The 24,286-nt window shown below is 73.3% G+C and carries 15 protein-coding genes; 8 read left to right on the forward strand and 7 right to left on the reverse strand.

Going from position 1 to position 24,286, the window contains the following annotated elements; translation table 11 throughout:
• Positions 1-407: 407 nt before the first annotated feature.
• Both WME97_RS19810 and WME97_RS19815 read left to right on the forward strand, forming a co-directional pair.
• Complete coding sequence (locus WME97_RS19810; RefSeq protein ID WP_437553902.1) at positions 408-2,102, forward strand: hypothetical protein; 1,695 nt, start codon at positions 408-410, stop codon at positions 2,100-2,102.
• A gap of 73 nt (positions 2,103-2,175) precedes the next feature.
• Positions 2,176-2,772, forward strand: a complete 597-nt coding sequence (locus WME97_RS19815) for a GNAT family N-acetyltransferase (protein WP_437553904.1) — start codon at positions 2,176-2,178, stop codon at positions 2,770-2,772.
• Between the two features lie 590 nt (positions 2,773-3,362).
• On the opposite strand, the gene WME97_RS19820 is transcribed toward WME97_RS19815, so the two are convergent.
• The 6 genes from WME97_RS19820 to WME97_RS19845 form a co-directional block, all read right to left on the reverse strand.
• Positions 3,363-4,634 (reverse strand): outer membrane protein assembly factor BamB family protein, encoded by a 1,272-nt coding sequence (locus tag WME97_RS19820; protein WP_437553906.1) that lies wholly within the window; start codon positions 4,632-4,634, stop codon positions 3,363-3,365.
• Positions 4,621-5,919 carry a hypothetical protein gene (locus WME97_RS19825; protein ID WP_437553908.1) on the reverse strand — a complete coding sequence of 433 codons (1,299 nt, stop codon included), beginning with the start codon at positions 5,917-5,919 and terminating at the stop codon, positions 4,621-4,623. Before WME97_RS19825 ends, WME97_RS19820 begins: the two co-directional genes overlap by 14 nt.
• Before the next feature lie 31 nt (positions 5,920-5,950).
• Positions 5,951-9,463, reverse strand: coding sequence for a sulfatase-like hydrolase/transferase (locus WME97_RS19830; RefSeq protein ID WP_437553910.1), 3,513 nt, complete (start codon positions 9,461-9,463; stop codon positions 5,951-5,953).
• Positions 9,460-9,936, reverse strand: coding sequence for a transcription elongation factor GreA (greA, locus tag WME97_RS19835; RefSeq protein WP_012236225.1), 477 nt, complete (start codon positions 9,934-9,936; stop codon positions 9,460-9,462). The genes WME97_RS19830 and greA overlap by 4 nt, the downstream gene beginning before the upstream one ends.
• A gap of 111 nt (positions 9,937-10,047) precedes the next feature.
• On the reverse strand, positions 10,048-10,362 hold the full coding sequence (locus WME97_RS19840; RefSeq protein WP_044965207.1) for a hypothetical protein: 315 nt from the start codon (positions 10,360-10,362) through the stop codon (positions 10,048-10,050).
• Positions 10,359-11,216, reverse strand: a complete 858-nt coding sequence (locus WME97_RS19845) for an outer membrane protein assembly factor BamD (protein WP_437553912.1) — start codon at positions 11,214-11,216, stop codon at positions 10,359-10,361. The genes WME97_RS19840 and WME97_RS19845 overlap by 4 nt, the downstream gene beginning before the upstream one ends.
• Positions 11,217-11,335: 119 nt before the next feature.
• On the opposite strand from WME97_RS19845, the gene WME97_RS19850 reads away from it, so the two are divergent.
• Entirely contained in the window at positions 11,336-12,847 is a 1,512-nt protein-coding gene (locus WME97_RS19850) for a sigma-54-dependent transcriptional regulator (RefSeq protein WP_437553914.1), read from the forward strand.
• Between the two features lie 20 nt (positions 12,848-12,867).
• On the opposite strand, the gene WME97_RS19855 is transcribed toward WME97_RS19850, so the two are convergent.
• The gene (locus tag WME97_RS19855) at positions 12,868-14,412 is read right to left on the reverse strand and encodes an ATP-binding protein (RefSeq protein ID WP_437553916.1); all 1,545 of its coding nucleotides are present in this window, start codon (positions 14,410-14,412) and stop codon (positions 12,868-12,870) included.
• 293 nt (positions 14,413-14,705) lie between these two features.
• On the opposite strand from WME97_RS19855, the gene WME97_RS19860 reads away from it, so the two are divergent.
• The 5 genes from WME97_RS19860 to WME97_RS19880 all read left to right on the forward strand — a co-directional run bounded on the left by WME97_RS19860 (position 14,706) and on the right by WME97_RS19880 (position 24,281).
• Complete coding sequence (locus WME97_RS19860) at positions 14,706-15,356, forward strand: transaldolase family protein (protein WP_437553917.1); 651 nt, start codon at positions 14,706-14,708, stop codon at positions 15,354-15,356.
• Positions 15,357-15,362: 6 nt separating this feature from the next.
• A complete protein-coding gene (locus tag WME97_RS19865) occupies positions 15,363-16,940 on the forward strand; it encodes a methyltransferase domain-containing protein (protein WP_437553919.1) in 1,578 nt (525 codons plus the stop codon).
• 402 nt (positions 16,941-17,342) lie between these two features.
• Complete coding sequence (locus tag WME97_RS19870) at positions 17,343-18,128, forward strand: hypothetical protein (RefSeq protein WP_437553921.1); 786 nt, start codon at positions 17,343-17,345, stop codon at positions 18,126-18,128.
• Positions 18,129-18,326: 198 nt separating this feature from the next.
• Positions 18,327-22,358, forward strand: coding sequence for a hypothetical protein (locus tag WME97_RS19875; RefSeq protein ID WP_437553922.1), 4,032 nt, complete (start codon positions 18,327-18,329; stop codon positions 22,356-22,358).
• Positions 22,359-22,598: 240 nt separating this feature from the next.
• A complete protein-coding gene (locus WME97_RS19880; RefSeq protein ID WP_437553924.1) occupies positions 22,599-24,281 on the forward strand; it encodes a hypothetical protein in 1,683 nt (560 codons plus the stop codon).
• Positions 24,282-24,286 lie beyond the last annotated feature (5 nt).

Below are 24,286 nucleotides of genomic sequence, written 5' to 3' on the forward strand. Positions count from 1 at the left end.
TACGTTCGTGGAGGCCCGTAGCCTCGACGTCTGCCGGAGCGACGCAGCGCCATCGCGCCTGCACGTCACGAAGGAGGTCCCGCAAAGCCAGGGTGCCACGAAGCGTATACCGACCTCAAGCTCGGGGGCGAAGGCGCCTCGGAGGGACGCATCGCAGCGGAGGGTAGGCGAGCGCGGCCCGAAGATGCGGACGCGGCGAGCGCGGCCGGGGCGATCGACGTGGCGCGCGAGGAGATCGGAACCGATGGGAACCGATGGGAACCGAGCGCGGCGAAAGGGAATGATTCGTTGCGTGTAAAGACGCGTGTAAAAGTGCGCGCAAAGGTGCGAAAAGTGCGCCAGCTCGCGTTGAAGACGCGGGCGCTGGAGTCGTGATACACGGTGAGCGACCTGCTCGACGAGGCCTCATGGAAGCCAATTTGCGCCCGATCCCGCCGCCTCACGACGAAGACAACGAAGACGTGCACTGGGCGCTGTCGACCGCGACCGCGCTGTGGGGGCGCGGGGAGCGCGACGAGGCCCTGAAATGGCTGCGCCGCGCCGCGGAGCAGGCCTCGGATGCCAACGCCGACCTGCGCGCCCTCGAGCTCTTCAAGGCCGCCGCGGAGGTGGCGCAGAAGATCGCGGCGCTCGATGCGGATACGGCCACGGCCTCGCAGCCCACGACCGCGAGCGCGCCGCCGAATGCGGCCGCGAGCGCGCCTCCCCAGGCGTCCGGCGCGCCTCCCGCGACGGCGAGCGCGGCGCCGCCCAGGCCGAGCGCGCCGGGGGCATTGGCGCGACCGTCGCACCCGCCGGGCGTGGACGCAGGACGAGCCGAGCGCGGCGGCGCGGGCACGAGCGCGCCGCCCGCCGCGATGCGGGCGCCTTCGGTCCGCGCGCCCGCCGGCGATGCGCCGACAGGGCCGATCCCGTCCGCGGCGGCGATGTTCCGCGACGGCGCCGTGCCCAGGCCCGCGGCGGGGCCGGGCCGGCCGGCGTCGGTGGTGCCGGGGCGCGCCCCTGCGCCGGTGAGCGCAGCGGCCCTGCGCGAGGTGACCCCGACCCAGCTGTCGCCCGCGGCGCGCACGCCAAGCCACGCGGCAGGGCTCCCGGCGCGCCCTGCCGCGGCGACGAAGACCGGCGCCCCGCCGGGTGCGGCCGGATCGCCTGGCCGCGCTGTCCCGGCGAACGCGCGTGCGATCACCGGCTTCGCGGCGTCGCCCCACGGGAGGGTGTCGTCGACCACCGCGGTGACCGAGGAGGTCCCGGCGGTCAAGCTCCCGGCCGCGGGGGCGCTCGCTGGCCAGGAGCCGGGGCAGGGCGCGTCGGACGCCGCGCGCGAGAGTGCCAGCGGGGAGCAGCTGCCGGCCGACGCGGATCCTCCGGCCGATCAGCGCGCGACGGTGCCGACGCCGACGGCCATGGCCGCAGCGTTGGCGCGGCGGCCGGCGGTCCCGCTCGGCGCGGGCTCTTCGCAGGAGGCGACCGAGCGGCGCCCGGGGCTCTGGCCGAGCTCGGACGATGAGGGCACCGCGCGCCGCCCCCTGACCCCGCAGGAGCAGCGGGTGCTGATGGAGCTCCGGATCGAGGATCTGGACGAGGAGACGCCGATGCTCGCCCTGGAGCAGCTGGCGGGCGACGGCCAGCCGCCCGCGGCCGCACCGGAGGCGGACCACGCGTCCGACGACCGCGCCGACTGGACCGAGGCCGAGCCGGATGAAGCCGACGCCGGCATCGCCTCTGCGGATCATCAGGGCGACCCGACCTTGGCAGGGGAGCCCTCGGACGCGGCGCAGGGGCAGCGCGCGGAAGATGCGGCGTCCTGGTCGCAGGGAGACGCCACGGACGATCGTGGGGGCTCGTCGGAGGACTCGTCGTGGAGCGATCCGCCGTACGAAGGGGAATGGCAGGCGCCACCGCCGCGGCTGCCCGCGTCGCAGATCGAGCCGCTGCCGGCGCTGCGGATCGCGGTGATCGGCATCTCGAGCGCCGGGGAGCTCCGGCTCGTCCCGATGGACGGAAGGAACGCTCCGCCCCGGGGCGCAGCGCTCGGGATCCTCGTCCCGCTGAGCCCCGGGGACGGCGAGACGATCGCGCGGCTGCTCCAGCTGCGCAGCTGAGCTGCCGCGGCGCCGCGGGGACACGTTCGGCAAGAAGTGGGGCAATCCCGCGCATCGACGGTAGCCTCGGGGGATGCATGACGAACGGACAGCCCCGAAGCGGATCCGCGTGACAGGACTGCAGGAGGCCCAGCTGCCGGCGCTCGTAGCGCTGGAGCAGGCCTGTACGGCGACGCAGCGCGAGGCTGGCCCTGGGGCGGCGGAGATCGAGGCGCGGACGCTCGCCGATCTCGCCGCGCTGACACGGCGACACGACGTGCGCGTGGCGGAGGCGGACGACGAGGTAGCCGGCTACCTGGCGTGGCGCGACGAGGCGCCCGGGGTCGCAGTCCTGGAGGAGCTCTCGGTGCACCCGGACCACCAGCGAGGCGGCATCGGGACGCGGCTGCTCGCGGATCTCCAGGATCGAGCGCGCGAGCTCGGCATGGAGCAGGTCGTGGTGCGCTCCAGGGCGAAGGCGAGCGGGGCCCAGGCTTTCTACGAGAAGAAGGGCTTCCAGCCGCTCGGCGAGGGCGCGCCGGCGAAGGTCCGCGCGTGGTGGAGCGAGCAGGAGGCCTCCGGGAGCCCGCCGGCCCGAGCCGGCGAGGTCATCCTGTGGGCGGCCATCCCGCCGCAACGCCCTGAAGCGCTGGACGAGGGCGACGGGGGCGACGAGCGCAGCGAGAGCTGATCCCGGCCGGGCGGACCGTTCGCTCGGTGCCGCCGTGGGCCGGCGGGCGCCCGGGCGAAGGGGCGCGGTTGCAGAAGCGCGCGACGGCCCGGCCGGGGTTCGCCTGGCTGCGCCCGCGCCAGCCGTGGGGTCCCCAAACCCGCCCGGACGCGCGAGTTGACATAATGTTTCTTATGCGATCCAAGACCGGTGCGGCCGGCAGGGGAGCCCGGCTCGATTTCACGAGCAAATCCATGCACCTGAGGGCCGATCGGGCCGCATCCCGCGGCGGTCGCGGTCGCCGCCGTCGCCGCAACCTGGGTCGGTCGGCCTCGCCCGCGCGGCAACCTGGGTCGGCCGCACCGCAACCTGGGTCGGTCGGTCGGCCTCGCCCGCGGCAACCTGGGTCGGCCGCACCGGTCGCCGCAACCTGGGTCGGTCGGCCTCGCCCACGGACGGTCGGCCGCCACCCCTGGCTCTGCCCGCCACGAGACCTGGCCGGAGGCACCACTCCGGAGCCCCGCCGCGCGCCTCAAGGCGTCGTCCGCAACGCCGAGCGCGCCCTTCGGCCCGCCAGCATCGAGCCGCCGCGCCTCAATCTGTACGTGTGTTCAGCCCTTCGGAACCGGGGGCGTCTCGACGTCGAGGCTCAGCAGCGAGCCGCCGTTCGTCAGGACGAACGCGCGCCGGCCGTACGCCGCCGGCGTCATCGCGATGCCGCCGCCGGTCTCGATCCCGTCGATCACGGCCCCGTCCAGCGGAGAGAACAGGAAGATCCCGTAGCGCGTGGTCGTCACCAGCAGCGCCCCCGAGAACGGCACGGGGGCCGAGATGCCGCCGTCAGGCAGGTCCCGGCGCCAGATCGTGCGGCCATCCTCCGGATCGAGCGCCCACAGGCCGGTCATGCCGGAGGACGCAAGCAGCACCTTCCGCGCGGGCACGATCGGACCGCCTCCGCTCCGAGGCTGGTGCGCAGGCTGCTCCCACAGGAGGAGCTCGGTCACGCCGACCGCCGCCTCGTTCATCCAGGCCCGGGTCCCGTTCTCTGCGTCGAGCGCGAAGACCCCGCCCGCGTAACCCGCCACGAAGACCACATCGCCCGAGGCGATCTTCCCGAGGACCGGCGTGGTGTCCGTGTCGAGGTACTTCGGCGTCTGGCCGCCCGCGCTCTGCTCGGCCTCGGCAGCCAGGTCGACGAGCGCCCACTGCTCGGACCCGTCCTTGAGGTCGTAGGCCATCACGACCCCGTCCGAGAACGCGGTGTAGACCTTGTCCCGGCCGAGCGCCGGCCCCGCGTGCCCGGAGATCTCCATCCCGCCCGCCGGCGTCCTGTGCTGGTGCCAGCGCATCGCCCCCGTCGCCGCGTCGAGCGCGATCAGCGTGTCGTTCGAGTTCGTCACGTAGAGCACGCCGTCGCGCAACACCGGCCGCCGCGCGACCCTCGCGTTGGTCATGAAGCGGTAGAGCAGCGCGCCGTCGGACGCGCGCACCTTGTAGAGCGCGCCATCGTCCGAGCCGAAATAGACCGTGTCCGACGCGGCGTCGTAGAGCGGCTCGCACTGCACCGGGCCGAGCGTCTCGAAGCGCCAGAGGACGTCGCTCGTGTCCGCGCGCAGCGCGTACAGCCCGTGATCGCTCGATCCGACGAAGACGCGCCGGTGCGCCACGTCGATCTCGGGGCGGCCGCGCTCGTAGGCCTCGCCGACCTTGCGCGTCTCGGCGGTGAGCTCGCGGCGCATGGTGATGCCGAGGGCGCCGCCCGGGTGGTGGAGCCAGAGCGGCGCGTCGGGCGCCGCTGCGACGCCCAGGTTGCCGCAGCCGCTCAGCGACGCGAGCCCCAGCCAGACGAGCGCGACGCCCGCTGCGCGGCTATTGCGGCGCATCGCCCGCCTTCTTCTCCGCGTTCTCACGCGCCCGGCGGAGCAGCTGCTCGATCTCCTCCGGCGTCATCGACTGGCCCTTCGGACCGCCGAACGCGGCGCGAGGCGGCACGGCGGCCGGATCGATCTTGCGCAGCATCTCCTCGACGACCGCCTCGAGGAACTGGAACGGGCGGCCCTCCGTCGACGGCGCCTGGAGCTTCTCGTGCGCGCTCTTCAGCAGCTCCTTCGCCTTGTCGGTGTCGCCCTTGGCCAGGTGGAGCCGCGCCTGGTGGTACAGCGCGAGCTCCTTGTAGCCCTTCATGTCGATCGCCTCGAGCTCCTTGAACGACGCGAGCGCGCCGTCGAGATCACCCTTGCCCTCCCGGGCGAAGGCGATGCCCTCGATGGCGCGCCCCTTCACGTCGGGATCGGCCCCGGCCAGCGGCGACGAGACCACGACGCTGTACGCGTCCAGCGCGTGCGCGTAGTCCTTCTTGTCGAGCAGCACCCCGGCCTGCCCGAGCTTCGCCAGCGTCGCCGCCCCGGTGCCGGCGTGCTCGTCGATGACCTTGTTGTACTCGGCGAGCGCGGTGGCCGATCGCTCGTCCGCGGTCTTGAAGGTCCTCGTGACGTCGAGCTCCTTCTCCTCCTCGGTGCGCGTGTCCTCGGCGAGCACCCTGCCCCGGTCCGCGGCGACGGCCGAGACGAGCGCCGACGAAGAGACGGCGTCCTTCTTCTCGGCCCGCGACAGGTAGAACAGCACGCCGCCGGTCGCGACGATCGCCGCCAGCGCGCCCCACTGGAGGATGTGGAAGTTCGCCTTGATCCACCGGCCAGCGCCGCTGCTCATCCGGCTGAGCGCGTCCTCGACCATCTCGCCCGGCAACAGCTGGACCGGGCGGCGCCCCTCGGCCTGCTCCCTGCGGCGAGCGAGCAGCTCCTTCGCGCGGGCGTTCTTGTCCTTGGGCAGCTCCTCGCCGGTCGCCTTCTTCTTGCGACGGCGCGTGGTGGCCTCGTCGCGGCGGCGGGCCGCGCGGTTCGGCGCCGCCTCGGCCGCCTCTTCGCCCGCCGCCTCCGGCGCGGGAGCCTCCTCCGCCTCGCCGACGCCGAGCGCCTCGGCCACGCGCTGCGCGGCCTCGCCGTCGCCGTCGTCGTCGCCGCCGGCGTCCTTCACCGGAGCGCCGCGCGGCGGCCTCGCCGGGGCCGCCTCCGCCGCCCCGTCCTCGTCGCCATCGCTCCGCGTGGCGACATCGCCGTCGCTCCGCGCGGATTTCTCTTCGGCCTGCTCTCGGTCCTTGTCCGACACGCGGCGGACTCTAGTCTCGCGGCCTGCGGCGTCAATCTGGCCGGTGAGCGGCGGGCGCTTCGTCGTCCGAGCGCGGCGGCGCCCCGGCCTCCTCGGGCGACCAGGGCGCAGGCGGCGGGGGCGGGATCTCGTCGCTGAGCGGGACGACGGCGCACGCGGACACCTCGACGTTCTGGGTCGCGTACACCACGAAATCGCCGTAATTGCCGGCCTGAGCGCCCGCCGCGGGCGGCAGCGTCGCGAACGCCTCGGTCGGCTCGCTCCCCGGCGGGATCGCGAGCGTGACCGCGCGCTCCGGATCGAGCTCCGGCGCGCTGGCCGGGACGAGCGACGCGCCGTCCCGCTTCGGCGGGCGCCAGCCACGCGTGGGCCTGCCGAACCGCACCTCGCCGGGGCGGCCGTCGTCGGTCCGCGCGCGGCAGAGGACGCGCACGCCCTTGCCGTTGCCGGCCTTCGGGATCACGACGCCGAGGCCCACCCCGCTCTTCGCGAAGCGGCGCAGGCGGCCGAGATCGCGCTCGCGCGGCCCGCCGAGCAGGTCGAGGATGTCGGCCCGGAGCGCGAACCCGAGCCCCCCCGGCAGCGGATCGGGCGTGCCGAGCATGCGCAGGAGCGGCGCCCGGAGCTCGGGTCCGGCGCCGAGCTTCACGAGGGCCTCCGCGATCGCGACCCGCGCGGTCTGGTACGGCTCCTGGCTCAGCCGCTCCGCGAGCGCCGGCCGCGCGGCGTCCTCGCCGATCGCCGCGAGCGCGGCCGCGGCGTACGGGCGGAGCCGCACGTCGCCGAGCGCCGCGATGAGCGGCGGCAGCGCCGCCTTCACCCGGATCTTGGCGAGCGCGTCCACGATCTCGCGCGCCCGCTCGAACGAGGTCACCTCGCCCGCGTCGGCGCCGCCGTCCTGCTCGGGGCCGCGGACCACCTGCCGCAGCCACGCCACGAGCACGTCGTCGCCGCGGCGATCGCCCGACTCCGCCAGCGCGAGCGCCGCGAGGCGCCGCCACTTGCGATCGCGATCGACGACGAGATCGCGGGTGAGCGGCGCGCCCTCGCCGAGCCGCGTGAGCGAGAGCGCCGCCCAGCGCCGCACCTCGTCGTCCTCGTCGCGCACGAGCGCGAGGCGCAGCGAGGGCGCCGCCTCGGAGCGGCGCAGATCGAACAGCACCTCGCCCGCCTTGCGCCGGATGGCCACGTCCGCGTCGTCGAGCAGCGCCGCGACCTCGACGACCGCGTCGGCGTCGCCCGCGATACCGCGGCGGAGCGCGTCGGGCCAGCCCTTGCCCTCCTGCCGGAGGCCGCGGACCTCGTAGCGCCCGTGCGACGCCTCGATCGCGCGCAGCTCCGACCGCATCGCGCCGAGCTCCGCCGGGCGCAGCGCGGAGATGTCTTCCTGCTGGCGCGGATCGGTCGCCACGTCGTAGAGCGCGCACGCGCCGATCTTGCGCGCGCAGACGAGCCGCAGCGTGCCCTTGGCGAGCAGCGTCTGCGTGTCCGTCTCGGCGAACGCGAAGCCCGGGAGCGAGGGCGGCCCGCCCGGCGGGGCCGCCTTGCCCTGCTCCGCCGCCTCGTCGCCGGAGGCGAGCAGCGGCCCGAGGTCGGCGCCGCGCACGCGCGCCGGCCTCGGGATGCCGAGCCCCGCGAGCACCGTCGGCAGGAGATCGACGAGCTGCACGGGCGCCCGGACCACGCGCGGCGAGAGCAGGCCGGGCGCGCTCACGACGAGCGGCACGCGCGCCTGCTCCTCGTACACGGTCGTGCCGTGGTAGCGACCGCCGTGCTCGCCGAACTCCTCGCCGTGATCGGCGGTGACGATCACGACGGCGTCCGGGCGCCGCTTGCGGACCTCGTCCACGATCGCGCCCACCCCCGCGTCCGCCACGGCGATCTCCGCGTCGTAGCGGTCGATGTCGCGGTCGCCGAGCGGGTGCTCCGGGTGCGCCTCGTACGGCTCGTGCGGCTCGAAGAGGTGCACCCACATGAACGCGCGCTGCTCCGGCCCGAGCCCGGCGAGGTAGCCCCGCACCTGCTCCAGCCGGAGCTGGGCGCTCGCGAACTCGACCTTCCGGTACTCGAAGTCGAGCGCCCGGTCGCGCAGCGCGCCGAAGCGCTCGCCGTCGATGAAGAACACCGCCGGCGGATAGAAGCCCGCCGTCTTGTAGCCGTAGCGGCGGAGGTGCTGCGCGAAGGTCTCGGAGTCGTCCCCGAGCCCTTGCAGCACGAGCGGGCGGATGTACTTGCCCGTCATGAGCGACGACACCGCGTACGACGTGTGCGGCGTCGGCGTGTACGCCGCGTCGAAGCGCACGCCCTCGGCCGCGAGGCGATCGAGGTTCGGGGTGATCTTCCTGTCGTAGCCGTACGCCCCCACGTGGTCGGCGCGCAGGGCGTCGACGCTGATCAGCACGACGTCGCGCCCCCGCAGATCGATGGCGTGCCCGCTCGCGCGCTCGTCGAGCGGCGCGGCGTCGAGCGGCTCGGGCGGCGACAGCACAGCGGCGAGCTCGACCACGTGGCCGAGCAGCGGGCTGTGCGTCGCGTAGATCAGCCGGATGTTGTCCGCCAGCGCGAGCCTGTCCGCGGCGCCGGGCGCGAGCGCCGCGCCGAACGCGAAGAGGACGAGCGCGAGCGCCGCGCGCACCAGCCTGGGCGAGCGCCGGCCGTGCAGGTCCTCCAGGCGCGCCGCGCGCGCAGGCAGCGCCGGCGTCGCGAAGGTCGCCGCCGCGAGGGTGAGCGCCGCGAGCCCCAGGTGGAAGGCGGCGTAGAGGCGCGGCAAGACGCGCACGTTCGCGACCTCGAGCAGGACGATCGCGCAGATCGCCGCGAGCAGGAGCCACCTGCCGGAGGCCGCGGCGCGCGCTCGCTTCAGGGCGCGCGCGGCGCGCGGCGCCGCAGCGAACGTCGCCGCGGCGGCGGCGAGGGCGAGCGCCGCGATGAAGGGCGCGCGCCGGCCGCCCTCGAGCATGCGCCCCGTCGAGACCCCGAAGGCCACCGCGCCGCCGAACGCGCCCGCGATCAGCGCGGCCGCGGCGCGGAACGCCTTGCGCTCGGCGCGCATGACGATCTCGAGCACCGCGCCGAGGACGGCGGCGCACGGCGCCGCGGCCGAGAGCGCGAGCGGCAAGAGGTCGCGCAGGGCGCGGCCGAGCTCGTAGGGCCCTAGGAGCTCTCGCCACCGCCACACGCCGACGACCAGGAGCTCGGCGAGCGCGAGCGCCGCGATCGCGAGGTAGGCGTCCGCCATGCGCCACCCGATCTCCGTCTCCAGCTTCCTCGGAGGCGCGTCGGAGCTCCCGCTCGGGAAGGTGGCACGGCTCGGCGCGGGCGCCGGCGTGGACGGGCGCGCCGGCCCGGCCTGCGGGCGCGGCGCCGCCGGGGCCCGGTGGCCGGCCGGCCCCGGCACGACGCCGGCGATCCCCTCCCCGGCGGCCGTCGTGTCAGGCCGGCTCCCCAGGAGGGGCCGCCCGGAGGGCGCGGGCCCCCCAGGAGGCCGGCTGGCGCCCCCATGGCCCCGCGGGCGCATCGGAGCGGCCCCGTTGCGCTCGGTCATGCGTAGGAGACTTCGAGGATCTCGTACGTGCGCGGCCCGGCGGGCATGTTCACGCGGACCTCCTCGCCGACCTCATGGCCGAGCAGCGCGCGCGCGAGCGGCGAGGCGATGGAGATGCGCCCGACCTTGAGATCGGCCTCCTCGGGGCCGACGATCTGGAAGCTCTGCTCCTCGTCCGTGTCCACGTTCGCGAGCTTGACCTTGGCGCCGAACTGGACCTTGCTGCCGCTCAGCTTCGACGGATCGATCACCTCGGCGCGCGAGAGCGTCTGCTCGAGGTAGCTGATGCGGGCGACGATCATGCCCTGCCGCTCCTTGGCGGCGTGGTACTCGGCGTTCTCGGAGAGATCGCCGTGCTCCCGGGCCGTCCCGATGTCCTTGACGACCTGCGGCAGGTCGATCTCTTTCAGCCGTCGCATCTCTTCGCGGAGCCGCGCTTGCCCCTCGGGCGTCATCGGTACTTTCTCGGACATGGTGGGACGCTTTTAGCATGGCTCCCGGCCGGGAGACGACGGCCCTGGGCGCGCCGATCGCCCGAGGCGCCAGGCGCCCGGACCGCAGCGCGTGCCCCCCGCCGCCTTCGCCTAGCCGCGCCAGCGAACGATCTTCCGCGGCGGCCGCCGCGCATGGGCGTCCGCTGACTTGGTCGCGCTCCGGACGAGGGCCGCCGCCGTCCTGGAGAGCTCCTCGGGGTGCGGTCCGCCGTGCGGGACGGCCGCGGCGTCCACCGTCGCCGTGGCCGCGCCGGTCGCCTCGGCGACCCGCACCTCGACCGGGACGTCCGCGTCCGGGAGCCGCACGAGGCCCCGGTACACGAACTCCCCTGGCGCATCTCCGGCGTCGGCCTGCTCCAGCACGTAGCGAGCGCCGGAGGACGGCCGTCCGACGGCCTGCGTCACAGCCGCGGCCCCGCGGGGGCGCGGCCCGACGCCGCCTTCTTGGCAGGCGTGCCGCGCGGCCCGCCCATCTCGTCGAGGAACCGGCGCGCGGTCACGGCGAACGGGCCGCCCCAGTCCCGGATGACCGACTCGAACACGGCGCGCGCCTCGTCGGGCTTCTTCATCTTGAGGAGCGTCTCGCCCTTGAGGACGAGCGCCTCCGGATCGAGCCCGGAGCCAGGGAAGGTCCGCAGCGCGTAGTCGATCCGCCCGAGGGCCGCGTCGAACGCGTCTTCCTTGAGGTAGTAGCGCGCGACGTAGAGCTCGTGGCGCACGAGCCGCCCGGTCACGACCTCGAGCATGTAGGCCGCGTCCTCGCGGTACCGGCTGCGCGGGTACTGCCGGAGGAACGTCCGGATCTCCTTGTAGGCCTCGAGCGTGGTCGCCTGATCGCGCTCCTCGGCCGGGGGCAGGAACACCGTGTCGTCGATGTCCAGGTAGAGCGCCTTCGCCATCCGGTACTTCGCGTACTCGACGTTCCGGTCCGTCCGGTGCTCCTGGATGAACGCGCGGTACTCCGAGATCGCCTCCGGGTACTTTCCCTGCTCGAAATCGAGGTCCGCGATCCTGAGATCGGCGAGCCGGGCGTAGCGGCTGTACGGGAAGAGCCGCTTCACCTCGCCGAAGAGGGCGCGAGCGTCCTCCCAGTCCTTGGCCTGGAAGGCGGCCATCGCCTCGTTGTACGCGGCGCGCGCGTCCTCGGTGTACGTGAGGGTCGCGGTGCGGCCGTCGTTGAGCTCGAAATCGCAGCCCGCGAGCCCGCCGAGGGCAGCGAGGCACCCGGCGAGGGCGAGGACAGCGGCGGAGGGTCTCATCGAGCAGGCCTCGTACCCAATCCGGCGCCGGCGCGCCAGGGCTTCCGCCGCGGGGGCGGGCCTGTGCTCCTTCGCTCCCCGCATCGTAGCGCACGGCTGAGCTGGGGTATGGTCGACCCATGCCCGCTTCCTCTCCGCCGCTCGCCCCAGCGGCCACCGCCCCGCCAGGAGGCGCCGCCGCGCCCACCGTGCTCGTGGTGGACGACGAGCGCAACATCCGCCGCACCCTCGCGCTGGTGCTGCAGGGCGAGGGCTACCAGGTCGCGGAGGCGCCGAGCGCGGAGGCGGCGCTGGAGCTGCTCGCGCACGGCGACAGCCCCGTCGACCTCGCCCTCGTCGACCTGCTCCTGCCCGGCATGAACGGCCTCGACCTCCTCCAGCGCGTGCGCCAGGACGACGCAACCCGCGAGCTCCCGGTGATCGTGATCAGCGGCCACGCGACCGTCAACGACGCGGTGAAGGCGATCAAGCTCGGCGCCAGCGACTTCTTCGAGAAGCCGCTGAACCGCGAGCGCGTCCTCGTGGGCGTGAAGAACGCGCTGCAGAACTCGCGGCTCGCTCGAGAGGTCGAGGACCTCAAGGCGCAGGTGCAGGCGCGCTACGAGATGATCGGCCAGAGCGCGGCGATGCAGCGGCTGTTCAAGGAGATCGACCGCGTCGCGCCCACGAAGGCGAGCGTGCTCATCACGGGCGAGAGCGGCACGGGCAAGGAGCTCGTCAGCCGCGCCATCCACCGGCTGTCGCCGCGGGCGCGGGGCCCCTTCGTCCGGGTCAACTGCGCCGCGATCCCGCGCGAGCTCATCGAGAGCGAGCTGTTCGGCCACGAGCGCGGCGCGTTCACCGGGGCGAGCGGACCGAAGCGGGGCTTCTTCGAGCAGGCCCACGGCGGCACGCTGTTCCTCGACGAGATCGGCGACATGGACCTCGCCGCCCAGGCCAAGGTGCTGCGCGCGCTGCAGTCGGGCGAAATCTGCCGCGTCGGCAGCGAGCACAGCCGGTACGTCGACGTCCGCGTGCTCGCCGCGACGAACAAGGACCTCTCGCGCGAGGTCGCCGCGCTGCGGTTCCGCGAGGACCTCTTCTTCCGCCTCGCCGTGTTCCCCATCAAGAGCCCGGCGCTGCGCGACCGCATGGAGGACCTGCGCGCGCTCGCCGACGCGTTCATGGCGGCGTTCTGCAACGAGAACGGCCTCAAGCAGAAGGCCATCGATCCGGTGGTCTACGCCGCGCTCGAGCGCCGGAGCTGGCCGGGCAACGTCCGCGAGCTCAAGAACGTGATCGAGCGCGCCGCGATCCTCTCGAGCGATGTCGTCACGATCGCCGATCTCCCGGAGGATCCGCACGAGAACCCGTTCGAGGACGACGCGCAGGGGGCCGCCGGTGACGGCGCGGCGGCGCCCCCCGCCCCCGGCGCGGCCGAGCCGCCCGCGGGCGCGGCCCGCCACGAGCCGGAGCGCCCTCGCCTCACGCTCCGCGAGTTCCGCGATCGGTCCGAGCGCCGCTACATCGTCGAGGTGCTGGCCAGCCTCGACTGGAACATCTCGCGCGCGGCCGTCCTGCTCGGCGTCGAGCGCACGAACCTCCACAAGAAGATCCGCGCGTACGGCATCAAGCGAGGTGAGGCGCCGTAAGCAAGGCCGGCGCGTCCCGCCTACGCGGCCCCCTCGAGCGCCCGGCGGACGGCGCGGAGCAGCGACTCGGCCGTGAAGGGCTTCCCCAGCACCGCGGCGCCCGGGCGGACGGCGAACGGGCCGTCGAGCGCGTCGCCCGTGTAGCCGGACATGAAGAGCACCTTCATGTCCGGCCTGAGCTTCACGAGGCGAGCGGCGAGCTCGCCGCCGGACATCTCGGGCATCAGCACGTCGGTGAGCAACAGGTCGACGCGCCCGCGCTGCGCCTCGCAGACGCGCAGCGCCTCGCGCGGCCCGCGCGCCGTCAGCGTCGTGTAGCCGTTCTGCCCCAGGATCCGGCTCGCGAGCGTGACCACCGCGTCCTCGTCGTCGGTGACGAGCACCGTCCCGCCCTCGCCCGGGCGCGGCGCGGCGCGGCGCGGATGTCCCGCGCGCGCTCGCCGCGAGGACGCCGCGCGCGCGGAGAGCGGCAGGTAGATCTCGACGCGCGTGCCCTGCCCAGGCTGGGAGGCGAGCTCGATGTGGCCGTGCCACTGCTTGACGATCCCGTACACGGTGGCGAGCCCGAGGCCGGTCCCCTTCCCCCTCGGCTTCGTCGTGAAGAACGGCTCGAAGGCGCGGGTCCGCACGTCGTCGCACATCCCGCTGCCCGTGTCGCTCACGACGAGGCGCGCGTACCGGCCAGGCGGGACCGCCGGGTGCGCGTCGTGCAGGCTCCCCGCAGCGCCGACGCGGACCGCGCGCGTCTCGATCGACAGCCGGCCGCCGCCTTGCATCGCGTCGCGCGCGTTCAGCGCGAGGTTCATCACCACCTGCTCGAGCTGCCCCGCGTCCGCCAGCACCCGGCACGCCGACGGACCGAGCGCGATCGCGAGATCGATGCTGCCGCCGACGGCGGCGCGGAGCGCGCCGTCCATGCCGCGCACGACGTCCCGCAGATCCAGCACGACCGGCTGCGCGAGCCCCCGCCGGCTCACCGTGAGCAGCTGCCGCGTCAGCGACGCGGCCCGCTGCGCGGCGCGCTTGATCTCGGCGAGATCCTTCTGCACCGGGCTCTGCTCGTCGAGCTCCTCTATCACCAGGCTCGTGTAGTTCAGGATGATCGCGAGCAGGTTGTTGTAGTCGTGGGCGATCCCGCCCGCGAGCCGCCCCACCGCTTCCATCTTCTGCGCCTGGCCGAGCCCTTCCGAGAGCTCGCGCCGGCGATCGTCGGTGCAGCGCGCGGAGGAGAGATCGACGATGGCCCCGACCACGAGCCGCTCGCCGCGCGCCTCCGCGATGGTCTCGGTCCTCATCACCCGGACCGCGGATCCATCGCGGCGGGTAAGGAAGCCCTCGACCGCGCCGGCCGGCTGCGGCGTCGCGCCCGCCGCGCCCCCGCCGAGGTGGAGATCGCCCGTCGCGAGCGCCTCCTCCCGCGAGCCATAGCCCAGCAGCCGGGCGAGCCCCTCGTTGCAGTCGACGAGGTGGCCGTCGGGCGCGGCGACGTAGAGCCCCGCCGGCGAGCAAGCCGCGAGCAGCGGGCTGTGCGCTACCGGATCCCTCGACGATCGTCCGCTGCTCATCGACGCATGGCCGTGGAGAAACGTTCCGCCGGAGCGACATCTCCGACAACCAGAACTGAAGCGCGGACTCTCCGTCTTTGCAACGTCGTTCACACCGGCCGCACCGCGAACGTCACTGCAGGGCGGCGCGGCGAGCCGCGCAGCGTGGACGGTGTCTCGTTCTCCCCTTCTCTCTTCTCCCCTTCTCCCCTTCGCTATTCCCCTTCGCTATCCCCCTTCGCTATCCCCCTTCTCTATTGCATCGAACTGGCCTAGACCGCGCCGGGGCTCGAGCGAGCCCGCTGGAGCGCTCCATGTTCTTCCTCGACAGCTCGAACCCGGCCGAGATCAAGGAGCTCTTCTCCTGGGGCGTCCTCTCCGGCGTGACCACGAACCCGCTCATCCTCGCGCGCGACGCGGGTTGCGTCGATCTCGAGCGGCGCATCCGCGAGGTGCTCGCGACGTCGGCGGGGCCCGTGTCGGTCGAGCTGACGAGCGAGGACGAGGCGGCGATGCTCGACGAGGCCCGCGGCTATCACGCGTGGGCGCCCGAGCGGATCTGCGTCAAGGTGCCGTTCAGCGACGTCGGCCTCAAGGTGACGCACGCCCTCGCGAAGCGCGGCGTGCGCACCAACGTCACGTGCGTGATGAGCTTCAACCAGGCCTACCTCGCGGCGCTCGCAGGCGGCGCGTACGTCTCGATCTTCAGCGGGCGCATCCGCGACATGGGCTACGCCGCGACCCCGGTCATCGAGCGCACGCGCGCGAGGCTCGATCGCGAGCGGCTGGGCGCCGAGATCATCGTCGGCTCGATCCGCCACCTCATGGACGTGAACGAGGCGCTCGACGCCGGCGCGCACATCGTGACCGTGCCTCCCGCCATCTTGCGGAAGATGCTCCACAACCCGAAGACCGAGGAGACGATCCGCGAATTCAACGCCGCCTGGGAGAAGCGTGCTAAGTAGCCGCGCGTGAACGCCGAGCCCGGCCACGCGCGAGGAGACGGGGAAGACAGGGAAGGCCGCGAAGGCCGCGAAGATTGCGGGCCGCGCCCTCTCGGTAGCGGGGACACCCCGGGTCGGCGCTCGCCGCCCCGCGCCGCGCCGGAGGCCTTCGCCGGGCGCAAGTACGCGGTCGAAGAGGTGAACCGGGCCCTCGTCTCCGCCGCCGGCCGGCCGCGGACGGTGCTCGACGTCGGCTGCGGGATCGGGCTCAACGGCGCCGCCGTCAAGCGCACGGGCGCGCGCGTGACCGGGATCGAGATCGCGCCCGGCTCGCTCGCGCGCGCCGGCGCGGCGCTCGACGAGGTCCTCGCCGCCGACATCACGAGCGACGCCGCCGTGCGCGAGGCGCTCGGCGACCGGCGCTTCGACCTGCTCCTGTTCGCCGACGTCCTCGAGCACACCGCCGACCCGCTCGCCGTGCTCTGCCGCTTCCTGCCCCACCTCGAGGAGGACGGCCACGTCATCGTCTCGCTCCCCAACGTCGCGGCCTGGCCGGTGCGCCTCGGCCTGCTCGCCGGCCGGTTCGACTACGAGCCGAGCGGCATCCTGGACGACACGCACCTCCGCTTCTTCACCCGCGCGTCGGCGGTCCGGCTCATCGAGCGCGCCGGGCTCGAGGTGCTACGCGTCGAGCAGAACCCGATGCTCGTCCGGGCCGCCAAGGGGCTCATCCTCCGCGGCCTCGGCGCAGGAGACGACCCCGGCGATCTCGCCGGCTCGCTCCCCTACAAGGCGTATCACGCGCTCGTCCGCCCGCTGGAGGACGTGGTCGCCGACCGCGCGCCCGGGCTCCTCGCGTTCCAGCACGTGATCGTCGCCAGGAAGCCGCCGCGCCCGCGCCGGATGCGGCTCACCGTCGGCATGCTGACCATGGATGAAGAGGAGAGCGTCGGCGCCATGATCGGCGAGATCAGGAAGGCGGCGCCCGACGCGGAGATCCTCTGCGTCGACAGCTCCACGCGGGACAGGACCGCCGAGATCGCGGCCGGCCTCGGGGCGCGCGTGCTCCGGCAGGTGCCGCCCCGAGGCCACGGGCCGGCCATGGAGCTCCTCATGTACAGCGCCGCCGCCCGGAGCGATCTGCTCATCTACCTCGATTGCGACTTCACCTATCCGGCCGAGAACATCCCCGTCCTCAGGCGCCTCATCGAGGAGGAGGGCGCCGACGTGGTGAACTGCGCGCGCACACGCACGAGGCCGGCGGCCATGCCGGTCCCGAACTACGTCGCCAACCGCGCCTTTGCCGCCATGACACACGCGATGCACGGTATCCCGACAACCGACGTCCACAGCGGAATGCGCGCCTACCGCTGCTCGGTGATTCGCGCGTTCGATTTCGACGGTGAGGGCGACGCGTTGCCCATCGACACGCTGCTCTTCCCCGCGAAGTGCGGCTATCGCGTGGTGGAGATGCCCATCGAGTACAACGAGCGCGTCGGCACCTCGAAGCTGCGCAAGCTGGCTGGCACGGTGTGGACCATGATTCGCCTGCTGCGCGCGCTCCCCGTCGGCGCCCGGCTCGGCGACCGCTACGAGCGCCGCTAGGCGTCACGCCGCACGGCGACGCGGACGAAGCGCGCCGGGCTCATCGGCGTGTGACGTGAATGTGGCTATAGCGACGCGGCGCGGCGTCACCTCGACCGCGTGGTCATCGCATTGCCGCCGCCTATACTCCGCACCTTGCAACACCAGAGGAGGCAAGAGATGCGGTTTTTGAAGGGTTTTTGCGTATTAGGTGTGTCCGCGCTGATGGGCGCGGCGGCGGGAGCGGGGTGCGGGGGCGACGACGCCGGCGAGACGAGCTCGAGTTCGAGCTCGAGCTCAGCGGGAGGGACCGGCGGCGGGGCTCCAGGCGACTGTTCACCGACGAACCCGGTCTGCACGGCTGTCGCTTCCGAGTGCATTGCCGTCCACGACAATCAGGGCGCGACGAAGTTCGGTCTGCGGATGGCGCAGCTGACGATCACGAAGCCCGACGTGCTCGCGGTCGGCTATATCGCCCGCCTCGTCGCCGAGGGCCTGACGATGAACCTGCCCGTGTGCAACTTGAATGGCACCGGGACCTTTTCCTGGCTGCTCGAGTTCGACACGGCGACCGGCAAGCTGCGCACCGGCGGCGCGATGCCCACGAGCGACCCGCTCGCGGGCTACTGCTTCGCCAACATGTCTGCAGGCGAGTTCGAGATCGCGCCGAAGGAGCTCGACGCCCCCCTGACCGACGGCGCGTGGAGCGGCGCGTCCGACATCCTGAACGTCCCGATCTTCCTGGACACGGGGGCGGGAGACGCGGCCACCGAGCCGATCGTCCTGCCCATGCACCAGGTGCAGCTCACCGACGCGAAGGTGTCGGCGGACAACAACTGCATCGGACGGTACAACCACGAGGGGCTCAGCCCGATGGAGGCCTGCCTCCCAGGCCCGGACGGCGATCCCCCTGCGTTCATCAACGGCGGCAAGCTCACCGCGTTCATCACGCTGGAGGAGGTCGACCGGGTGATCATCCCCGGGATCGAGCAGAGCCTCTGTGTCGTGCTCTCGGGCGATATTGGAGAGTACGGCACCGGTGAGACGCCCAATACGTGCAAGCGCGACGAGAGCGGCGAGATCGTGCTGAAGGGCGACTGGTGCAGCACGACGAACTCGGCCGCGACGGACGAGTGCGCCGACGCCTATGCGCTCGGCGGCGAGTATGCCGCGAGCGCCGTCAAGATTACCGGTCTCTGTCCCCAGTAGCGCTTGCGGGCGGCTCTCCGGGGAGCGTACGATCTGTCGTGGCGTCCTGAAGCCCGCGCCCAGCGGGCACGGCGCTGCGGGTCGTGCTCCCCCGGAGGGTTCCTTATGCCCCGCGTCATCAAGCATTTCTCCGCCATCCTTGTTCTCCTCGTCATCGCCGGATGTGCCGCTTCGGGAGGCGGGTGCGCCGGCTGTGGAATGACCCCCCTCCCCGCCGGCTTCAAGCCCGCGGACCGCATCGAGAACGCCGGCGCGGCGCGGCTCACGCAGTCGGGCGTCGAGTTCCTCGAACAGAACCTGGGTGTCCTCGGGCGCGCGCTCCTCGGGGGTGGGGACGGTGGAATCATCACCTTCCCGATCCCCCGGTCCTCCGGGTCCGCGCTGGTCGACTACACCGTCTGTCCTGGTGGAGCCGACCCGAACGCGAGCCCGCCGAGGTGCGCAGCGGAGATCGACGTGGGGAGCGCGGCGCTTCATCTCGAACCGCGGACCCCGCACAACCTGCGAATCCGGGGGGCTCTGCCGGTGCGCCTGCAGAACCTCCCGATCCTGATCGACTTCCTCGTCACGGACAGCACGGTCATCGCCACCCTCAACGGCAACGACGCGTGCCCGCCCGACGACCAGACCTTCACGAACATCAACCTCGACGTCGAGCTCTCGGTCGAGATCGACGTGAATCCGCAGCACTCGCGGCAGGGCTACTCCCGCATCAAGATCGTCCGGCTCGGCATCGACGAGGATCAGCTCGAGTCGAGGCTGCAGCTCGACTGCGGCGATTCCGTCGCCGGCGACATCCTCGATTTCTTGAGCCCAATCGTCCTCCCCCTCCTGACCGGCTCGCTCGCTGACACGCTGAAGGCCCAGCTCGACCAGCAGCTCTGTCTGAAGGCGGAGCCGACGCAGGACCCAGCCTGCCCCGACGGCACGAACGACATCGGCGGCGTCTGCCGCTACGGCACGCACGCGAACGACGAGTGCGCCTCGATCCTGCTCGGCGTCGAGGGCCACATCGATCTCGGCCGGCTGCTCGCGAGCATCTCCCCGGGTACGCAGGGCGGGTTCGACCTCCTGCTCGCCGGCGGCGGCACGAGCGAGCGGGACGACGGCTCCGATCTCGCGTGGGGCGACCTCAACCCGGTCGGCAACGGGCTCACCCTGGGCCTCTACGGCGGCGCCGAGCCGGTGCCGACTTCGAAATGTGTGCCGCTGTCGAACATGGCGCTCCCGGCGGGCATCCCGATTCCCGATGAGCTCGTCGCCAACACCGTCTCCGACTGGCCAGCGGACCTTGCCGGCCCCCACGTCGGTCTCGCGTTCTCCGAGCGCTTCGCGAATTATGCCATGAACGGTCTCTACAACAGCGGCCTGCTCTGTCTCGGTATCTCCACGGAGACGGTGCCTCTCCTCAACTCTGGCACGCTGGGGCTGCTGGCCCCCTCCGCAAAGGATCTCGCGCTGCAGCGCGAGTCGCAGCAGGTCGCGATCGTCATCCGTCCGCAGACGCCGCCTCGGCTCACCTTTGGCAATGGCACGAACGGAAGCGACGACCCGCTGATCCGCATCCAGCTGGACCGGGCGAGCTTCGATTTCTACGTCTGGTCGCTCGACAGGTTCATCCGGTTCATGACGGCGACGTTCGACGTGGATGTGCCCATGAACCTCTCGGTCACCCCCGAGGGGCTCACGCCGGTGATCGAGGCGCTCAGGGTCGAGAACGGCGAGGTGACGAACAATGGACTGCTCCGGGAGAACCCCAAGTCCATCGCGGACGCGCTGGGCGGCCTCCTCGGCGGTCAGCTCGGGCAGCTGATCGGCGGCGGCATCCCGGCGATCGATCTCGACGGGCCGCTCTCGGCGCTCGGGCTCTCGCTGGTGATCCCGGAGTCGGCCGAGGGCGCGGGCTCCCCCGGCCTGCGGAAGCTCACGAAGGGGCAGGACAACTACCTCGGCATCTTCGCGGCGCTCGGAACGACGGCGCAGCAGCGCTCGGCGAGGAGCGACACGCAGGCCGAGCTGAGCCGCAAGGAGGTGCGCGCCGAGGGGCTCCGCCTGCCCACGATGACCCGCGACAACGGGCCGACGGCGCGGCTCGTCATGAGCTCGCCGCTCGACGACGGCACGCGGGCCGTCGAGTACTCGTACCGCATCGACAGCGGCGTGTGGCGCCCGTTCACGCGCGAGCGCATCGTCGAGCTGCGCGACGACTGGCTGCGGCTCCCGGGGCGTCACGTGATCTCGGTGCGATCGCGGATCGCGGGCGCTCCCCTGTCGCTGGATCCCACGCCGGCGACCGTCGAGATGGTGGTCGACGTCGATCCGCCAGTCATCTCCGTCGGCGCCGCGGTGGACGGCCGGGCGCCGCTCGAGGTGCGCGATCGGGTCTCGGACGCCGCGCGCGCGAAGGTGCGCGTGCGGCTCGACGACGGCGCGTGGTCCCCGTGGTCGACGGCGGCGGAGACGACATCGGTGGACGTCGGTGACGCCGTCGATATCGAGGTCGAGGCCGTGGACGAGGAGGGGAACCTCGGCACCGCGCGGCAGGCGATCCTCCGCGGCCGGGTCCCCGTCGACCCGTCGGCGGGCTGCGGCTGCGTCGTGGCCGGCGGCGCCGGCGAGACGCCGTCGGGCGTCCGCTGGCTCGGCCTCGCCGTCGCGGCGGCGGTCTTGCGGCTCGCGCGGCGCGGCGACCGGGGCTCGTCGCCTCGGCCCCCTGCGCGGCGAGGCGCGCGCGGCGTGAAGGGCGCGCTGGCGGGGGTCGCCGTCACGGCGCTCCTCGGCTCGCACGCCGGATGCTCGTGCAGCGAGGAGCCGGAGCAGGTGGAGCCTGGGTGCGTCGCGCCCGACTGCATGACGCTGGAGCACGGGCTCATCGGCGCGTACACCTCGGTCGCGGTCGCCGCCGACAAGCGCACGGTCTGGGTCGCCGGCTACGCGGAGGCCGACTGGCGGAACGCGTTCGCGTGGGGTGACCTCGTGGTCGGCACGTGGGACGGCGAGGCGGTCGCGTGGGAGGCGATCGACGGGGTGCCCGCGGAGCCCCCGGTCGACCCGGCCCGGTTCGACGTGAGCGGGTTCCGCGGGGGCCAGACCGACCCCGGCGACGACGTCGGCCTCTGGACGTCGATCGCGGTCGGGCCGGACGGCCAGCCGGCGGTGGCCTACTACGACCGCACGAACCGCGCGCTCAAGTTCGCGCAGCGGCAGGGCGACACGTGGGCGGTGAGCTTCGTGCAGCAAGCGCCGAGCAGCGACATCGGCCGTTACGCGAAGCTGCTCTTCGTGAAGGAGTTGCCCGTCATCGCCTACCTCGCGATGGAGCCGGGCGAGGGCGGCGCGGTCACGTCGAGCGTCCGGATCGCGACCGGCGAGAGCGCCACGCCCGGGGAGGGCGCGTGGCGGTTCGAGGACGTGGCGAAGGACGAGGCGACGCCGTGCCGCGCGTTCCTCTGCGGCGCCGGGGCGAAGTGCCTCCGGAGCACGGGACGCTGCGCGACGCCGCTCGCGGCCGGCGACTGCGAGCCGGGGTGCGCCTCCGGACAGGCGTGCATCGACGACGGCGGCTCGCCGGCGTGCGCCGCGACCTCCGACGGCAACCGGCTCGAGACGTACCCCGAGGCGATCGGCGACTACATCGCGCTGGCGCCCGACAATGCGGGCGGGTTCGGGCTGGCGTTCTACGATCGCATCCACGGCGACGTGGTGATCGCGTCGAGGTCGATGGGCGCGTGGGAGACCCGCATCGTGGACGGCGCGGCGCCTGACGGGACGGACACGGGCGACGTGGGCATGGGGACGTCGCTGTTCATCGATCGCGCCGGCGACTGGCACCTCGCCTACGCGGACGGCCGCTCGGAGGGGCTGCGGTACGCGCGGGTGAAGGGAGGCACGGAGGTCGAGCCCTCCGAGGTGGCGGACGACGGGCTCGGGATCGAGGGCGTCCCCTTCGAGGACGGGCAGCACCTCATCGGCGACGACGCGAACGTGTTCGTGACGGCAGCCGGGGAGGTGCGCATCAGCTACCAGGACGCGACGAGCGGTACCCTGCGGCTCGCGATCGGGACGAAGAGCGGCGACGGCCACAGCTGGCTCATCCAGGAGATCGAGCAGGAGGGGTTCGCGGGCGCCTTCTCGCGCATCGTGGAGGCGGACGGGCGGCTGCTCATCGCGAACTGGTGGCGCGTCGGCGGACAGACCACGAAAGGAGACGTGGCGCTCGTCGCCCCCTGAAGCGCGCGCCGGAGCGCGAGCGCCTGAGCCGCGAGACGACGGGATCGCCGCATGCGGCGTCCCCCTGGAGCACTCGGCCGACGGATCGCCGTTGAGCAGGCGATCCGCCGACTGGGTATGCTCCTGGGTCGGCGCGGCCAGGACGCGGGTGCGTCTTCTGCGAGGATCTGCAGGCAGAGCGAAGCGTCACAGGAAAGGCTTGGGACGATGAGAGCGACGGAACGAACGAGCAGCAACGCGGTGAGCAACGCATCCCCTGCGCCGTCCGGTGGAGCGCAGCATCAGGCCGGCGCGCCCGCGCGGCGCGCCGCGCGGCGGCGGATCGGCGTCCCGTTCTCGCTGTGGCTGTTCCCCGCCGCGTCGGCTGTCGTGGCGCTGCACCTCGCCGGGTGCTGGCCGCTGTCCTACGCCGAGGATTGCAAGGAAGACTCGAGGTACTGCCCCCCCGAAACGACGGGCGGCGGCGAAGGCCCTGGCCCCACGTGCGAGCCGGACCCGACCCAGGATGCGAGCACGGTGGTGGACCGGTGCGCGGTGTTCGCGAGCGCGGGGGCGGCGTCCGGAGGAGATGGGACGAAGGCCAACCCGTACGCGTCGCTCTCGGAGGCGCTCGCGAAAGCGAACGGCAAGCGGGTGCTGGCGTGCTCGAGCGGAGTATTCGAGGAGAGCGTCACGGTCCAGGAGGCCGTCGAGGTGATCGGCGGCTTCGACTGCAGCGCGGGCTGGACGTGGAGCCCGGCTGCGCGGAGCGCCATCGATGGGCCCGCGAACAAGGTGGCGCTCACGCTGACGGAGGACGCGGCCGGGACACGGGTGCGGAGCTTCACCATCAGCGCGGCCAGCGCGACGGCTCCGGGCGGGTCGTCGATCGGCGTGGCGGTCGCGGACATCGACGCGCAGCTCGAGCAGGTCGACGTGATCGCAGGGAACGGGGTGAACGGCGCGAGCGGCGAGACGCCGGCGGTCGTGCAGGATGGCGCGGACGCGCTGGAGGACGTCTCGAGCGCGTGCCTCGTGGCGGTCTACAGCGGCCAGCCCGGCGTAACGACGTGCGCGGATGGCGAGACGAGCGGCGGCGCCGGCGGCCTGGGTGGACAGCCCGCTGTAGATGAAGGGCGCGGGCAGACCGGCAGCGACGGCACGCCTGGTGCGGCCTCCCCGCCCGCATCCGGCGTCGGCGGCATCGGACACGGGCAGATGGGAGAGACGGGAGAGACGGTGGAGTGCAGGGACGGCGCGAGCGGCGCGAGGGGCGCCTCTGGCGGCGCTGGCACAGCGGGCAACGGCACCACGCTGACGCTGGCCAGCATCACCGGAGGGGACGGCGGCGCAGGCGTCGGCGGGACGCGCGGTCAAGGCGGAGGTGGAGGCGGCGGCGCGAAAGCAGGACGTTTCTGCATGTCCAGCGGGGGTAGCTACATCGACGGCGCGGGCGCCAGCGGCGGCGGCGGCGGGGCCGGCGGCTGCGGTGGAACGGGAGGCGGCGGTGGCAAGGCCGGCGGGTCGAGCATCGGGATCCTCAGCCTGGGGACCAAGCTGGCGCTGACCGATGTGACCATCGCCGTCGGCAAGGCGGGCCATGGAGGTGAGGGCGGAGGTGGAAGCCCCGGCGGCGAGGGCGGCATGGGGGGCAAGGGGGGGAGTCGCGTCTCCGGCGCCGGCTCGCTCGCGGGTTGCATGGGTGGCAAGGGCGGCGCCGGCGGCGATGGCGGCCCTGGCGGCGGCGGCCGAGGCGGTCACGCGGTGGGCATCGCCTACCAGGTCACGCCGAGCCCCGCGGCCGCCGAGGTGCCGTTCACGGGAGGCACGGCTGGCAACGGCGGTCCCGCCGGCCTCGGTGGCTCCCCGGGAAGCGACGGCGCGGCCGGGGTGAGCGGCGCCTGCTGGGATTTCGCCACGAACCAGAGCTGCCCGCAGCCGTGATCGGC

The organism is Sorangium sp. So ce367 (genome assembly GCF_051520455.1).
Classification (GTDB): domain Bacteria; phylum Myxococcota_A; class Polyangia; order Polyangiales; family Polyangiaceae; genus Sorangium; species Sorangium cellulosum_B.